The organism is Pantoea sp. PSNIH1 (assembly GCF_007680655.1).
GTDB lineage: Bacteria > Pseudomonadota > Gammaproteobacteria > Enterobacterales > Enterobacteriaceae > Pantoea > Pantoea eucrina.
In genome coordinates, this window is the sequence record NZ_VEIP01000001.1 from 1,276,882 (window position 1) to 1,291,998 (window position 15,117).

General features: G+C 60.0%; 14 protein-coding genes. 5 read left to right on the forward strand and 9 right to left on the reverse strand.

What is annotated here, in order from left to right:
- Positions 1–105: 105 nt before the first annotated feature.
- Positions 106–1,008: a uridine diphosphate-N-acetylglucosamine-binding protein YvcK gene (gene yvcK / locus FS690_RS05940; RefSeq protein WP_039383318.1), complete on the forward strand. Its 903-nt coding sequence runs from the start codon at positions 106–108 to the stop codon at positions 1,006–1,008.
- A 289-nt stretch (positions 1,009–1,297) separates the two neighbouring features.
- Here the strand turns inward: yvcK and uvrB are convergent, their stop codons facing one another.
- A complete protein-coding gene (gene uvrB / locus FS690_RS05945; protein WP_039383316.1) occupies positions 1,298–3,319 on the reverse strand; it encodes an excinuclease ABC subunit UvrB in 2,022 nt (673 codons plus the stop codon).
- Positions 3,320–4,217: 898 nt separating this feature from the next.
- Here uvrB and FS690_RS05950 point away from each other — a divergent pair.
- On the forward strand, positions 4,218–4,934 hold the full coding sequence (locus FS690_RS05950) for an ABC transporter ATP-binding protein (RefSeq protein WP_094112315.1): 717 nt from the start codon (positions 4,218–4,220) through the stop codon (positions 4,932–4,934).
- Positions 4,935–4,956: 22 nt separating this feature from the next.
- On the opposite strand, the gene bioD is transcribed toward FS690_RS05950, so the two are convergent.
- The 4 genes from bioD to bioB are packed head-to-tail and all read right to left on the reverse strand — an operon-like array spanning position 4,957 to position 8,541.
- Positions 4,957–5,625, reverse strand: a complete 669-nt coding sequence (gene bioD, locus FS690_RS05955; protein ID WP_071669003.1) for a dethiobiotin synthase — start codon at positions 5,623–5,625, stop codon at positions 4,957–4,959.
- Positions 5,622–6,377, reverse strand: a complete 756-nt coding sequence (bioC, locus tag FS690_RS05960; RefSeq protein ID WP_145339190.1) for a malonyl-ACP O-methyltransferase BioC — start codon at positions 6,375–6,377, stop codon at positions 5,622–5,624. Before bioC ends, bioD begins: the two co-directional genes overlap by 4 nt.
- Positions 6,361–7,509 carry an 8-amino-7-oxononanoate synthase gene (gene bioF, locus FS690_RS05965; protein WP_145339191.1) on the reverse strand — a complete coding sequence of 383 codons (1,149 nt, stop codon included), beginning with the start codon at positions 7,507–7,509 and terminating at the stop codon, positions 6,361–6,363. Before bioF ends, bioC begins: the two co-directional genes overlap by 17 nt.
- Positions 7,510–8,541: a biotin synthase BioB gene (gene bioB, locus FS690_RS05970; RefSeq protein ID WP_071669001.1), complete on the reverse strand. Its 1,032-nt coding sequence runs from the start codon at positions 8,539–8,541 to the stop codon at positions 7,510–7,512.
- An 85-nt stretch (positions 8,542–8,626) separates the two neighbouring features.
- Here bioB and bioA point away from each other — a divergent pair, with 85 nt between their 5' ends.
- Both bioA and FS690_RS05980 read left to right on the forward strand, forming a co-directional pair.
- A complete protein-coding gene (gene bioA / locus FS690_RS05975; protein WP_071669000.1) occupies positions 8,627–9,919 on the forward strand; it encodes an adenosylmethionine--8-amino-7-oxononanoate transaminase in 1,293 nt (430 codons plus the stop codon).
- Between the two features lie 66 nt (positions 9,920–9,985).
- Positions 9,986–10,462, forward strand: coding sequence for a kinase inhibitor (locus tag FS690_RS05980; protein ID WP_065649814.1), 477 nt, complete (start codon positions 9,986–9,988; stop codon positions 10,460–10,462).
- A gap of 69 nt (positions 10,463–10,531) precedes the next feature.
- Here FS690_RS05980 and pgl read toward each other — a convergent pair whose 3' ends face one another.
- The gene (gene pgl, locus FS690_RS05985; protein ID WP_039383299.1) at positions 10,532–11,518 is read right to left on the reverse strand and encodes a 6-phosphogluconolactonase; all 987 of its coding nucleotides are present in this window, start codon (positions 11,516–11,518) and stop codon (positions 10,532–10,534) included.
- A 148-nt stretch (positions 11,519–11,666) separates the two neighbouring features.
- Between pgl and FS690_RS05990 the strand changes: the two genes are divergently transcribed.
- Positions 11,667–12,485, forward strand: coding sequence for a pyridoxal phosphatase (locus FS690_RS05990; protein ID WP_039383296.1), 819 nt, complete (start codon positions 11,667–11,669; stop codon positions 12,483–12,485).
- Positions 12,486–12,500: 15 nt separating this feature from the next.
- Here FS690_RS05990 and modC read toward each other — a convergent pair whose 3' ends face one another.
- Genes modC through modA form a run of 3 tightly spaced genes read right to left on the reverse strand, consistent with a single transcriptional unit; the run spans position 12,501 to position 15,021 of the window.
- Complete coding sequence (gene modC, locus FS690_RS05995; protein ID WP_039383294.1) at positions 12,501–13,559, reverse strand: molybdenum ABC transporter ATP-binding protein ModC; 1,059 nt, start codon at positions 13,557–13,559, stop codon at positions 12,501–12,503.
- Positions 13,559–14,251, reverse strand: coding sequence for a molybdate ABC transporter permease subunit (modB, locus tag FS690_RS06000; RefSeq protein WP_039383292.1), 693 nt, complete (start codon positions 14,249–14,251; stop codon positions 13,559–13,561). The genes modC and modB overlap by 1 nt, the downstream gene beginning before the upstream one ends.
- Positions 14,248–15,021: a molybdate ABC transporter substrate-binding protein gene (gene modA / locus FS690_RS06005; protein WP_145339193.1), complete on the reverse strand. Its 774-nt coding sequence runs from the start codon at positions 15,019–15,021 to the stop codon at positions 14,248–14,250. Before modA ends, modB begins: the two co-directional genes overlap by 4 nt.
- Positions 15,022–15,117: the final 96 nt, after the last annotated feature.

A 15,117-nucleotide genomic window follows, 5' to 3' on the forward strand; every position in this document is an offset into this window, starting at 1 on the left:
TTTTTCGCGGCATTATCGCAGCAGAATAGGCTAAACTGCGCCACATGACGCTGCCCCCGGCAGCAAAGAATTGGCTTTCAGCGCAGTGGACCGATAAGGAGCAGCATGAATCGAACGCTGGCAGATTTAGATCGCGTGGTGGCACTGGGCGGCGGACACGGCCTGGGCCGCGTCATGTCAGCGCTGGCGCCGCTGGGCTCGCGACTCACCGGTATAGTGACCACCACGGACAATGGCGGCTCCACCGGACGTATCCGCCGTTCAGAGGGGGGGATCGCCTGGGGAGACATGCGCAACTGTCTTAATCAGCTGATCACCGAGCCCAGCGTCGCTTCCGCGATGTTTGAATACCGTTTTGCCGGTAACGGCGAACTGGCGGGCCACAATCTTGGCAACCTGATCCTGAAAGCGCTGGATCATCTCAGCGTGCGTCCGCTGGAAGCGATTAACATTATCCGCAATCTGCTCAAGGTTGATGCGTTTCTCATCCCGATGTCAGAGCAGCCGGTTGATCTGGTCGCGCAGGATGCAGAAGGCAACATGGTGTATGGCGAAACCGCGATTGATGAGATGCGTCAGGCGCCTCAGGCGCTGATGCTGCATCCGGCGGTTAATCCCACCCGCGAAGCGCTGGACGCCGTGGCTGAAGCCGATCTGATCCTGATTGGCCCGGGCAGTTTCTATACCAGCCTGATGCCGATTTTGCTGATGGAAGAGATGGCGCGCGCGCTGCGGCGTACGCCCGCTACGATGGTATTTATTGGCAATCTTGGCCGCGAGCTTAGCCCGGCAGCCGCCCGTCTTAGCGTGGCAGATAAGCTGGCCATTATGGAGCAGGCGATTGGTAAACGGGTTATTGATGCCGTAGTGATCAGCCCGACTGCCGACACGCAGGGTCTGGCGCAGCGCATTATTGTGCAGGAGCCGCTGGAAGCTGAAGATATCCGTTATCGCCACGATCGACAGCTTCTGCGCCTGGCGCTGGAGCACGCCATCCAGGCGCTTTAAAGCCGCCAGCCGTATAAATACGCCAGGGCCGCATAAATACGCCAGGGCCGCATAAATGCGGCCCCTACAGATATTGGTGTAGGGGCGCCATTTATGGCGCCCTGGTCGCGTATGAATTCGCGGAATAAACGTAGGGGCGCCATTCATGGCGCCCTGGTTGCGTACAAATCCGGTGGTGAATGAATACGCCAGGGCCGCATGAATACGCCAGGGCCGCATGAATGCGGCCCTCTACGGAATGCGGCCGCTGTGTAATGCGGCTCCTGCGGAATGCGGCACGGGTTGGTGGTTATGAGGCGGCAATAAACAGTTCGCGCAGCTCATGCAGCCGGTCGCGCAGGCTGGCGGCTTCTTCAAACTCCAGGTTTTGCGCATGCTGCTGCATCTGCGCTTCCAGTTCGTGAATTTTCTTCTGCATCGCCTGTGGCGTAAGCGCCAGGTAATCAGCATCATTCTCTGCTGCCGTGCGCGTGGCCGTTTTGCCTTTGCCGCGCGTTTTCACCACGTTTTTGCCCAGCTCAAGAATATCCGTGATCTTCTTATTCAGCCCCTGCGGCACAATGCCGTGCTCGGTGTTGTAGCGCTCCTGCTTCTCGCGACGTCGCTCTGTCTCTTCAATCGCGCGTGCCATAGAGGGCGTGATTTTATCAGCATAAAGAATCGCTTTGCCGTTCACGTTACGCGCTGCACGACCAATCGTCTGGATCAGGGAGCGTTCTGAACGCAGGAAGCCCTCTTTGTCGGCGTCGAGAATCGCCACCAGGGAGACCTCCGGCATATCAAGTCCCTCACGCAGCAGGTTAATCCCTACCAGCACGTCAAACTCGCCCAGGCGCAGGTCGCGAATAATCTCCATGCGCTCAACGGTATCGATATCAGAGTGCAGATAGCGCACCTTCTCACCATGCTCTTCAAGATATTCAGTGAGGTCTTCAGCCATACGCTTGGTCAGCGTCGTCACCAGCACGCGTTCGTTGATCTCCACGCGTTTGCGGATTTCAGAGAGCAGATCATCCACCTGTGTGCCGACCGGGCGCACCTCAAGAATGGGATCGAGCAGACCTGTCGGACGCACTACCTGATCGATCACTTCCGTGCCCGATTTTTCCAGCTCATATTTACCCGGCGTGGCGGAGACATAAATGGTCTGCGGGGCCAGCGCCTCAAACTCTTCAAACCGAAGCGGACGGTTGTCCAGCGCGGACGGCAGGCGGAAGCCGTACTCCACCAGCGTCTCTTTACGCGCGCGGTCGCCGCGATACATGCCGCCAATCTGCGGAATAGTAACGTGCGACTCATCCACCACCAGCAGACCATCGGCCGGCAGATAGTCAAACAGGGTCGGCGGCGCTTCACCCGGTCCGCGTCCCGAGAGATAGCGGGAGTAGTTCTCAATCCCCGAGCAGTAACCCAGCTCGTTCATCATCTCCAGGTCAAACTGGGTGCGCTGCGTAATGCGCTGCTCTTCCAGCAGCTTGTTGTTTTCCAGCAGCACCTTACGGCGCAGGGCCAGCTCATCTTTGATCTCTTCCATCGCCTGCAGGATGCGCTCGCGCGGCGTAACGTAGTGCGTTTTGGGATAGATGGTAAAGCGCGGGATCACTGACTCAATTTGTCCGGTAAGCGGATCAAATAGTGAGAGCCGCTCAACCTCTTCATCAAACAGCTCCACCCGCAGAGCCATATCGTCGGACTCCGCCGGGAAGATATCGATCACCTCCCCGCGCACGCGGAACGTACCGCGCTGAAACGCCTGATCGTTACGCGCATACTGCAGCTCAGCCAGACGCCGTAAGATACTGCGCTGATCGATGATCATACCGCGCGTCAGATGCAGCATCATTTTCAGATAGAGATCGGGATCGCCCAGACCATAAATTGCCGAGACCGACGCGACCACGATGACATCGCGTCGTTCCAGCATCGCTTTGGTGGCGGAGAGGCGCATCTGCTCAATGTGCTCGTTCACCGCCGCATCTTTTTCGATAAAGGTGTCAGAACTCGGCACATAGGCTTCAGGCTGATAGTAGTCATAGTAAGAGACGAAAAATTCTACCGCGTTATCCGGGAAAAACTCTTTCATCTCACCATAGAGCTGCGCCGCCAGCGTTTTGTTAGGCGCCAGCACCATCGTCGGCCGGTTGAGATCGGCAATCACATTGGCAACGGTAAAGGTTTTGCCCGATCCCGTTACGCCGAGCAGGGTCTGATGCGCAAGGCCATCTTCCAGCCCCTCCTCCAGACGGCGGATCGCTTCAGGCTGATCGCCTGAAGGCTTAAAGGCGGAGTTGAGTTTAAAGACTTTGCTCATGATTTCAGAATTCCTGCTGAAGAAAAGGGCTGGCAGGCTGATAATTCTACTCTGCTATGGCGATTTTGCCAGAAAAAAACACTGGATATATTTACAGATAAACGTCACGATGGTCCTGCTGCCCGTGGCGCCGCTTCAGAGGCACTAAAGCGGCAGCTGGCTAAAATATGTCGCGCCAGGTTATCCCCAGGCGGGCCGGGCTTTTAACAATTGTCAAGAGAACGTCATTAAAATGCAGCGGTAAACTTCAGCCGGAGTTTTACAGGCTTGCTTTTAGATAACATACTGAATTTAATGAAAATAGACCAAAAGCCCAGTTTCGCAGCATAATGTATCCAGGCCGCGTATTTCCTCGCTTGCGCCCGGTTTTCAGTCGCTAATGCACAAGGTTATCCACAGGAATAGTGGATAAGTGAAGCCAGCCCCGAGCCCGCAGGCTGTGTATAAAAAATCCCGCCCTCTTCTGCCCCAACAAAAAAATTTTTTTTATGATTATTTTTCCAGCAGGGATGGCGCAATTAACTATTCTTTTTTGATTCCACAGCGCCGCCACGCCTGGGCTGCGCTGTTTTCCTGCACTGGACCGCTGCCTTATTAATGAACAGATGCACCAGAAAAGCTTAGTAATCAGCACCGTCAAAGTGCAGAAGCTTAATCACCCCTTTTCACAGTTAAGCTTTCCTGATGTGTAAGGCACAATTACGGGCATTTAATAACGCCAGAAACGCAGGATTATCGATCTGGCCCGTTGATTGCATCTCTTTTCCGGCGGCAGAACATTCAGGTTTAACAGGGACGCCCTGATGTCTGATACCACCGCGTTACTTAATCTGTCACTGCATGCCAGACGACACAGAGCGGGTGCATTCAGGCTAACTATCTGTAAGGAGAAGATCAGATGCTGAGTTTACGTTCGGTGAATCAGTTTTATGGCCAGAATCAGATTCTGTGGGATGTCGATCTTGATCTGCCTCCGGGATCCTGCACCGGCGTGCTGGGCAGTCCGGGGATGGGGAAAACCACGCTGGTAAACTGCATTATGGGCCATCTGCCGGTCAACAGCGGCTCTATCTGCTGGCAGGAGGCGGGCTATCCGCCGGAGAACCTGCTGCTGCAGCCCGCCGTGCAGCGGGCGCGGATGGGCATCGGATATGTGCCGCAAAAGCGCCATATCTTTACGCAGATGAGCGTTGAGGACAATCTGCTGATCGCCCTGCTGGCGGCTGAAGATGAGCGCAACCGCGCCATTCCGGAGATGGTGTTTGAGCTGTTTCCCGCGCTCTATTCACTGCGCCATCAGCGCAGCGGTGAGCTGCCGGTTAATCTGCAGCAGCAGCTGGCACTGGCGCGCGCGCTGGTACTGAAACCGCGCCTGCTGATCCTCGATGAGCCTTCCGGTACGATGTCGCCGTGGCTGGAGGAGGAGACGGGCAACCTGATCCGGCGGCTCAACCGGGAATATGGCCTGACCATCCTGCTGCTGGAGCAGCACGTCTCGTTTATACGCCGCGTCGCCGACTACTTTCTGCTGCTGCACCGCGGACGTAATGTGGCGCAGGGGCGCGTTGCGCAGCTGGACGATCTTACCGTGAACAAATGGCTGACGCCGGCCTGATGTCTTAAGGGATGCTTATCGCTCAGGGCAGCGTCAGGTAGCGTCCGCAGGTCGCCTGCTCCGTCCCGGACGCCAGCCAGGGGATTTCGCCCAGAAACGGCGCGTCGATGCGCTGGCGCAGCGACGCAATATATTCACGATGCCGCTTGCCCGGCGGCTGAATATCGTTTGCGATCCAGCCTGCCAGTGGTAAGCCGGCTGCCTTGATCGCGGCGGCGGTCAGCATGGCGTGATTAATACAGCCCAGCTTTACGCCCACCACCAGGATCACCGGCAGCTGCTCTGCGATGACCCAGTCCGCATAGGTCTGCGTCTCAGAAAGCGGCGTAAACCAGCCGCCCGCCCCCTCAACCAGCAGCCATTCAGCCTGCGCTTCCACGCTGCGCAGACCCGCCGAGAGCTGTGCAAAGTCGATCGGCCTGCCCTCTTCTGCGCTCACGATATGCGGTGAGGTCGGTTCCATAAATGCCAGCGGGTTAACCTGCTCATAGCGCAGCGGCACGCTGCTGTAGCGCTGCAGCGCCAGCGCATCGCTGTTGCGCACGCCCTCCGCCGTCATCTCACAGCCCGACGCTACCGGTTTATACCCTGCCGTACGCAGCCCGGCCGCGCTGGCCGCCTGCAGCAGCGCGCCGCTGGCAACTGTTTTTCCCACTTCGGTGTCGGTTCCGGTGATAAACCAGCGTTTCATTTTTGCAAAACTCCATACATCAGGTGATAAGTGAGGCGATAGCCCTGTTCATCCTGCGGCCAGTGCCGCTCAAGCTGCGCCAGCTGCTGACGCGTCAGTACGCTGTTGCTGCGTCCGCCGTGCAGGTGGGTCGCGCCAATTCCCTTCAGCGAGCGCATCGCACTCAGCGCATCCGGAAAGTGAAGCGTAACGATCTGCTGCGTGCTGCGCAGCGGCTGGGTCCGCGCGGCAGCGGCAACCTCACCGGCCTGAAGAAAGCGGTTGGCGTGACGACGGGAATCTATCGCTGCCCATGCGCGATCCACCTCCGGCAGCGATCCCGCCAGCAGCGTGGAAAAAAGCGCGGTGCCGCCGGGCCGCAGCACGCGATAAAATTGCTGCAGAGCCACGCTCAGATCGCTGCTCCACTGCACCGCCAGGTTGCTCCAGACGCCATCCACGCTGCCGTCAGCCAGCGGCAGCCGGTCGATATCGCCCTGCAGATAATGGTGTGCCGATCGCTGGGCGCGCGCGGCGTCCAGCATCGGCAAAGAGAGATCGAGCGCGGTTACCCGACGGTCGCGATCGCGCCAGTACCGGCTGTACCAGCCGGTGCCGCAGCCGGCATCGAGCAGGTGCGGACCAAATCCGGCTGGCGCACAGGCCAGCAGCGCATCGCCGCTCAGGCGCTGCAGCGCGGCGTGCTGCTCATAGTGTGGCGCGGCGCGTCCAAACGCCTGCGCTACCGCCTGCTTGTTAACCTGCAGCGTCATACAGCGCCTCCAGCAGCGCGTCGATATCTTCCGGCTCATGCGCCGCCGTAAGGGTAATACGCAGCCGGGCCGTACCGGGCGGCACGGTAGGCGGGCGGATGGCGCTGACCCAGCATCCCGCCTGCGCCAGCCGCTGCGAGAGCGCCAGCGCGTCCGCGTTCTCCCCCACAATCAGCGGCTGAATGGCACTCTCTGAGGCGGGAAGGCTCCACGGCAGCTGCGCTGCGCCGGCGCGAAAGCGGCTGATATTGGCCCGCAGTCGTGCCCGCAGCGCATCGCCCTGCTGCACCTGCTGCAGCGCCGCCAGCAGCGCGCAGCACTGCGCCGGCGGCATGGCGGTAGAGTAAATAAGGTGGCGCGAGAACTGTTCAACGTAATCGGCGGTCGCATCATCGCACAGCAGCGCTGCGCCGCTGACGCCAAAGCCTTTGCCAAACGTCACCACCAGCAGCTCAGGTTTCACCTGCTGCTGCCAGCAGCTGCCGCGCCCCTGTTCACCGCTCACGCCAATGCCGTGCGCGTCATCGACCAGCAGCCAGCCGTCCGCAGCCCGGGTCGCCGCAGCAATCTCTGCCAGCGGGGCGCTGTCACCATCCATACTGAAAACGCCTTCGGTGACCACCAGCGTGGCGCCCGCCCCCGGCTGCGCCAGCAGCTTTTGCAGACTTGCCGGCTGATTATGCGCAAAACGCCGCAGCGTGGCCGGGCTGTGACTGGCAGCATCCAGCAGCGACGCGTGCGCCAGTTTATCCGCCACGATGCGGTCCTGCTTCTGCGCCAGCAGATGCACAATCGCCTGATTAGCGGCAAAGCCGGAGATAAACAGCAGCGCGCGTGAATAGCCGAGCCAGCCTGCCAGCTGCTGCTCCAGCTCTGCGTGATAACGGCTATAGCCGGTCACATACGCGGACGCCCCTGCCCCGGCTCCCGCCTGCGCCGCACCCTGCTGCCAAGCCGCAATCACCGCCGGATGCTGGCTCAGCCCGAGATAGTCGTTACCGGAGAAGTGGCGATAGCGCTGACCGTCCAGCGTGATTTCCCGCACGCTGTTCTGCTCAACACAGCGCCGGTAGCGCCAGCCATCCGCGTCCCGGCGCGCCTGCAGCGCCCCGGTAATACGTTCAGCCCACATTTACACCGCCGCGTTGTAAAACTGCGGCGTGTCGGCCTCAGCCAGCTGCGCCTGCAGCTGATGCTGCTGTGCGTTATCCCCGCTCGCGGTTGTGGTATGTTCCGGATTCAGCCCCAGCTTGCGGAACAGGATCAGATCTTTATCCTCCTCCGGATTGGGCGTGGTCAGCAGTTTGCAGCCATAGAAAATAGAGTTAGCGCCCGCCATAAAACACATCGCCTGCGTCTGCTCGCTCATCTGCTCACGCCCCGCTGAGAGACGCACGTGCGAAGAGGGCATCATGATGCGCGCTACGGCGATAGTGCGGATAAAATCAAACGGCTCCACGTCAGCGTTATCCGCCATCGGCGTGCCTTTGACTTTTACCAGCATGTTGATCGGCACGCTCTCTGGCGGCACCGGCAGGTTTGCCAGCTGTACCAACAGTCCGGCGCGATCCGTCACCGTTTCACCCAGACCGACAATGCCGCCGGAACAGACTTTGATACCGGCCCCACGCACTTTATCCAGCGTATCGAGACGCTCCTGGTAAGTCCGGGTGGTGATGACGCTGCCGTAGAATTCCGGTGAGGTGTCGAGGTTATGGTTGTAGAAGTCAAGCCCGGCCTCTGCCAGACGCTGCGCCTGGTTTTGCTCCAGCGTTCCCAGCGTCATGCAGGTTTCCATGCCGAGCGCTTTCACGCCCTGTACCATCTGCTCCAGATAAGGCATATCGCGCTCGTGCGGGTTTTTCCACGCGGCGCCCATGCAGAAACGGCTGGAGCCGGCCGCTTTAGCTTTACGCGCCGAGGCGAGCACCGCCTCCACTTCCATCAGCCGTTCAGACTCCAGTCCGGTTTTGTAGCGCGCGCTCTGCGGGCAATATTTACAATCTTCCGGGCAGGCGCCGGTTTTAATCGACAGCAGCGTGCTGACCTGTACCTGACGTGGGTCAAAATGCTGGCGATGCACCTGCTGCGCCTCAAACATCAGTTCCAGAAAAGGTTTATCAAACAGGGCCTGGGCCTGGGCCAGTGTCCAGCGGTTAGCCATTACATACTCCAAAAAGGGGTTCATCCCGACAATGATCGTGGTTATACTTGTAAACTAAATCTTTTCAAAATGGTTTACAAGACAGATGTTCACGCCTGACGACCTCGATTTTGACCGCCAGCATATCTGGCATCCCTACACCTCAATGCGCGACCCGCTGCCCTGTTATCCGGTGGTGGCCGCCCAGGGTTGCCAGCTGCAGCTGGCAGATGGACGCGAGCTGGTTGACGGTATGTCGTCATGGTGGGCGGCGATCCACGGCTACAATCATCCGCGTCTCAACCAGGCACTGCAGCAGCAGATGGCGCAGATGTCACACGTGATGTTCGGCGGTATTACCCATCCGGCAGCAGTCGCGCTGAGCCGTCAGCTGGTGGCGATGACGCCTGAAGCGCTGGAGTGCGTGTTTCTGGCTGACTCCGGATCCATTGCGGTGGAAGTCGCGATGAAAATGGCGCTGCAGTACTGGCTGGGTCGCGGCGAGAGGCGCCAGACATTCCTGACGCTGAAGCGCGGCTATCACGGCGATACGTTTGCGGCGATGGCGGTATGCGATCCGGAAAACTCAATGCACAGCCTGTGGCGTGGCTATCTGCCGGAGCATCTGTTTGCCGCTGCGCCGCAGTGCGGTTTCACTGATACATGGGATGATGCCGATTTCAGCGACTTCGCCCGGCTGGCGGAGCAGCACCATCGCGACATTGCCGCGGTGATCCTGGAACCGATTGTGCAGGGTGCGGGCGGGATGCGCTTTTACCATCCGCGCTATCTGCAGCAGGTGCGGGCGCTGTGCGATCGCTACGGGCTGCTGCTGATCGCCGATGAGATCGCCACCGGCTTCGGCCGCAGCGGCAAGCTGTTTGCCTGTGAACACGCGGGCGTGACACCCGACATTTTATGCCTCGGTAAAGCGCTGACCGGCGGGACGATGACGCTCGCCGCCACGCTGACCACGCGCGAGGTGGCTGACACCATCAGCCGCAGCGCCGCTGGCTGCTTCATGCATGGCCCGACCTTTATGGGCAACCCGCTGGCGTGCGCAGTTGCCGCTGAAAGCCTGGCCATGGTGGCGGAAGGCGAGTGGCAGACGCAGGTCGCGGCGATTGAGCTGCAGCTGCAGCGGGAGCTGCTGCCGCTGCAGCTGCATCCCGCCGTGGCGCAGGCGCGCGTGCTGGGTGCCATTGGCGTTATCGAAACGCATCAGCCGGTGAATATGGCCGCGCTGCAGCAGTTCTTTGTTGAGCGCGGCGTCTGGATCCGCCCGTTTGGCCGGCTGATCTATCTGATGCCACCTTATCTGATTTCTGCGCAGGCGCTGAGCCAGCTCACCCGCGCCATTCGGGACGCGCTGGATCACACCGGCCATTTTCAGCCCTGACGCCGCTGGTATCTGCGGCGGTTTTGCACCATGATGGCCTTCCGCGATTAGCAAAAAGGAGGAGTTATGCGCCTGTTTAGTCAGGATTTTAACGACGGCGATAAGATGCCAGAGCGCCACGTGTTTAACGGCATGGGTTATCAGGGCGATAACCTGTCGCCCCATCTCGCCTGGGATGAGGTGCCGGAAGGCACTAAGAGCTTTGTTGTCACCTGCTACGATCCCGATGCGCCCACCGGTTCCGGCTGGTGGCACTGGGTGGTAGCCAATATTCCGGCTGAGGTCACGGTGCTGCCGCAGGGCGCCGGTTCCGGCGTGGCAGAGCTGCCTGAAAGCGCCATCCAGACCCGTACCGACTTCGGCCAGACCGGCTACGGCGGCGCCGCACCGCCGCAGGGTGAATCACACCGCTACATTTTCAGCGTGCACGCGCTGGACGTGGAGACGCTGGATGTGGATGAAGGCGCCAGCGGCGCAATGGTCGGCTTTAACGTGCATTTCCATGCGCTTGCCAGCGCATCGGTTACGGTAAAATACGCCTGATCGCACCGGGCGCGCTTCGCTGCGCACCCTGATAAAGGTCGCCTCTGAGGGCGACCTTGCGTGACATCATCACGCCAGCGCGAGGATCGCTACCCACATCGGCCCCTGCCCGACCGCATAACGCGCCAGCGGCTGCAGCAGGCCACGCTCCGCAATCCGGTACACTTCAATATGATGCGATTTCTGTCCCGCAGCCACCAGGTAAGCGCCACGGCTATCGATATTAAAACCGCGCGGCTGCGTTTCCGTTGGCTGATGGCCCTCAATGGTCAGCGCATCGCCCGCTTCACTGACGCTGAACACGGTAATCGTGCTGCTGGTGCGATCGCAGGCGTAGAGCGACCGGCCATCCGGTGTGATATGAATATCTGCCGCCCAGCGTGTGCCGCTGAAATCAGCCGGCATCATATCCAGACTCTGTACGCACCTCATCTCGCCCTGCAGTGACCAGACATCCACCGTGCTGTTGAGTTCATTGACCACATAGCCATAAGCGCCGCCGGGATGAAACGCCATATGGCGCGGGCCTGCGCCTGCGGCAGTATTGACGTCTGCCTGCGCGTGCGGCGTCAGCGTGCCATCCTGATGCAGCTGAAAACGGCAGATGCGATCCTGCTTCAGCGCCGGCACCAGCAGCGTCTCGTTATCCAGGTCGATGTTGGCGGAGTGGCATCCCTCAAGGCCGTTGATCACCTGCGACGGGGCCTGCGGCAGGCCGTTCTCATCCAGCGGACTGATGCTGACGCAGGCGTCATTATAGGAGCCGCAAAAGAGAAACCGGCCTTCGCGATCGGTGGAGATATGCGTCGGGCTGCCTGGCAGCGGCGCTTCACCCGCCAGCGTCAGCGTTCCGTCTGCGGCGATGCGGTAGGCGAGCACGCGAAAATCGGGACGTACGCCCACATAAAGAAAATCTTTTTTCGGGCTCACCACCATTGGCTGCACCTGACCGGCCACATCGGTAACCTGCAGTAGCGTCAGCGCGCCATCTTCCTGAAGCTGCCAGGCGTGGATCTGCTGGCTCTCGGGACTGGCGGTATACACGACTTGTTTCATGCGTTTTTCCTTATTCGCTGCCTGATGAAAGGGATAACTGTAGCCTGTTTCAGCCGGCTACGCTGGCGGGATTTTTGCCCGCTTTTTTGTCTCAGCGCGGCTGGCAGGTGTAGACTTGATGCCTGGTTATTCAAAGACGGAACCCGTAATGAGCTATCGCGTAATCGCCCTCGATCTGGATGGCACCCTGCTGACACCCAATAAAACTATTTTGCCTGAATCGCTGGAGGCGCTGGCCCGCGCGCAGCAGGCGGGCGTTAAAGTGCTGATCGTTACCGGTCGCCATCACTGCGCTATCCACCCTTTTTATCAGGCGCTGCAGCTTGATACACCCGCAATCTGCTGTAACGGTACCTATTTGTATGATTATCAGGCAAAAAAAGTGCTGGCCGCCGATCCGCTGGCGAAAAGTCAGGCTGCAAGGGTAATAGAGATGCTTGATGAGGAGAACATTCACGGTCTGCTGTACGTCGACGATGCCATGCTCTACCAGGAGCCGACCGGTCACGTCACCCGCACGCTGAACTGGGCGCAATCGCTGCCGGAAGCGCAGCGTCCGCTGTTCCTGCAGGTGCCCAGCCTGGCGCAGGCGGCACAGGATGCTGAAGCGATCTGGAAGTTTGCCCTGTCACATCCGGATACCCGCGCATTACAGCAGTTTGCTGAACGCACCGAAGCGGAGCTGGGCCTGGCGTGTGAATGGTCCTGGCACGATCAGGTTGATATCGCCCAGGCGGGTAACAGCAAAGGCAAACGCCTGGCGCAGTGGGTGGAGAGCCAGGGCTTCAGCATGCAGGAGGTGCTGGCGTTTGGCGATAACTATAACGACCTTAGCATGCTGGAGCAGGTGGGACTGGGCGTTGCAATGGGCAACGCCGATGACGCCATCAAAGCGCGCGCGGCCGAGGTGACCGGCACCAATCTTGAGCCGGGTATTGCAGAGATTATTCGCCGGGAAGTGCTGTGACGGCAGCCGCCTCCGTCAGGCAATAACTGAAACGCTTTTGAGCTGGACATAGAGCCACTGATCGACGCGAATGCCCAGCTCATCGCGTGCCCACGGCGTGATGCGTGCCCAGAGCTCGCTGCTGCCGATGCGGACCCTGACTTCGACCTGATCGTCAATATCCAGCAGCTCCATGACCTGCGCAGGCAGAATGTTACGCACGGAGGTATGCTGGGCTGGCTGCAGCGCCAGTGAGACATCGGCTGACGCGATGCGAATGCGCAGCGTGCTTTTTGCTGGCAGGTTAACGCGACTCACCCAGATATGCTGATCGCCCAGCAGCAGTGCGGTCATGGGGTAGTAAGGATGCTGCTCCAGCACCTGCACGCGCAGCACGCTGGTGCGTTCGCTGACCGGCAGCCAGGGGCGCATTGCGCTGCTGCTCCAGACTTTCTCCAGCGGGCCTGCCGCTTTAACGCTGCCGTTATCCAGCACCAGCACGTTGTCCGCGAGCTGCACAATCTCATCCAGGCTGTGCGAAACGTAGAGCACCGGCACGGCAATCTGCTTTGTCAGCTGCTGCAGCCACGGCAGCAGCTCACGCTTGCGCGGCAGATCCAGTGACGCCAGGGGTTCATCCATCAGCAGCAGATCGGGCGCACTCAGCAGCGCCCGGCCAATCGCCACGCGCTGTTTTTCACCGCCTGAAAGCGTGGCCGGAAAGCGATCCAGCAGCGCATCCAGTCCCAGCAGCGTCACCAGCTGCGCAAACTGCGGCTTCATTGATGCGGCCATGCTGTACTGCAGATTGCCGCGCACCCGATAGTGCGGAAAGAGTCGCGCGTCCTGAAACACATAGCCGATACGTCGCTGCTCCGGCGGCAGATTGATGCCGCGCGCGCTGTCAAACAGCAGCCGCTCATTGATCTGTATGCGGCCCAGCTGCGGCTGGGTCAGGCCGCTGATAGCGTTGATCAGCGACGTTTTACCCGCGCCCGAGACGCCAAACACGGCGGTAATACCGTGCGCCGGCAGCGTCGTATCCAGCTCCAGCAAATGATCACCCAGCCGCTGGGAAAACTGCAGCGTCAGCATCAGGCGATCCCCCAGCGTTTGCGGCCCCAGCGCGCCAGTAATTCTGACGCCACCAGCGACAGCAGCGCCAGTGCGATAGCCACCGCACAGAGCCGCGCGGCGGTGCTTTCTGCACCCGGCGTTTCAATCAGGGAAAACATCGCGGAAGGAATGGTACGGGTTTCTCCGGGGATATTGGAGACAAAGGTGATCGTGGCGCCAAACTCCCCCAGCGAACGGGCAAACGCCAGCACGGTACCGGCAATAATGCCCGGCAGCGTCAGCGGCAGCGTAATAGTAAAGAAGACCCGCCAGCGCCCCGCTCCCAGCGTTCGCGCGGCCTGCTCCAGCCGGGTATCCACCGCCTCCAGCGCCAGCCGGATGGCGCGCACCATCAGCGGAAATGCCATCACCGCCGCCGCCAGCGCCGCACCGCGCCAGCTGAAGGCGAAGGTAAAGCCAAACCACTCCCAGAGCCAGGCACCGATCGCGCCGCGACGTCCCAGCGCCAGCAGCAGCAGATAGCCCACCACTACCGGCGGCAGCACCAGCGGCAGATGCACCAGGCTATCGAGCAGCGTTTTACCCGGAAAACGGCAGCGTGCCAGAATCCAGGCCATGAGAATGCCAAACGGCAGGCTGCACAGCACCGCCACGCAGGAAACTTTCAGGCTGAGCGCAACAGCCTGCCACTCGGGATCGCTCAGTATCATCTTTTTGGCGTAAATCCATACTGTTTAAAAATAGCCGCGGCCTCGGGCCCCTGCAGATAGTGCCAGAAGGCGCTGACCGCCGCGTTCTGATGCGCTTTGACTATGGCCATCGGATACTCCACCGGCGGATGAGAATCGGCGGGAAAACGCCCGGCAACCATCACCCCTTTACTTGCGACGGCGTCAGATCCATACACGATGCCATAGGGGGTTTCGTTACGCTCAACCAGCGCCAGCGCGGCGCGCACGTTGCTGGCTGGCGCAAGCTGTGACGCGAGCTGCTGCCAGGCGCCCAGCTTCTGCAGCGCTGCTTTGGCGTAAATCCCGGCGGGCACATGTGCCGGATCGCCCACCGCCAGACGCTGCCCCTGCAGCAGATTTTTCCAGTTGGTGGCGGCAGAGATGGTTACGGGTGCCGCGCCGGCAGCTTTAGGCGCGATCAGCACCAGATCGTTACCCAACAGCGTTACGCGCGTCTCCGCTTCAATACTCTGTTTTGCCGCCGCGTCATCCATCCACTGCTGATCGGCAGAGATAAAGAGATCGGCCGGCGCGCCCTGTTCAATCTGGCGTGCCAGCGTAGAGGAGGAGGCAAACGAGGAGACCACTTCGGTCCCACTCTGCTGCTGATAGCGGGTAGCGATCTCCTGCAGCGCATTGGTCAGTGATGCTGCAGCAAACACCGTAATTTTATCAGCCGCCACCGCCTGGCCCGCCAGCGAAAGGGTCAGCGTAGCCGTAGCCAGCCAGTAAGAAGATTTGTTCAGCATGTAAGACTCCCTGTTTCGTTGTATACCGAATAATACAACGCTTGGGCAGATGCCGCTATGCGCAGCATGCGGATAAATATTATCAGAGTGGGTATC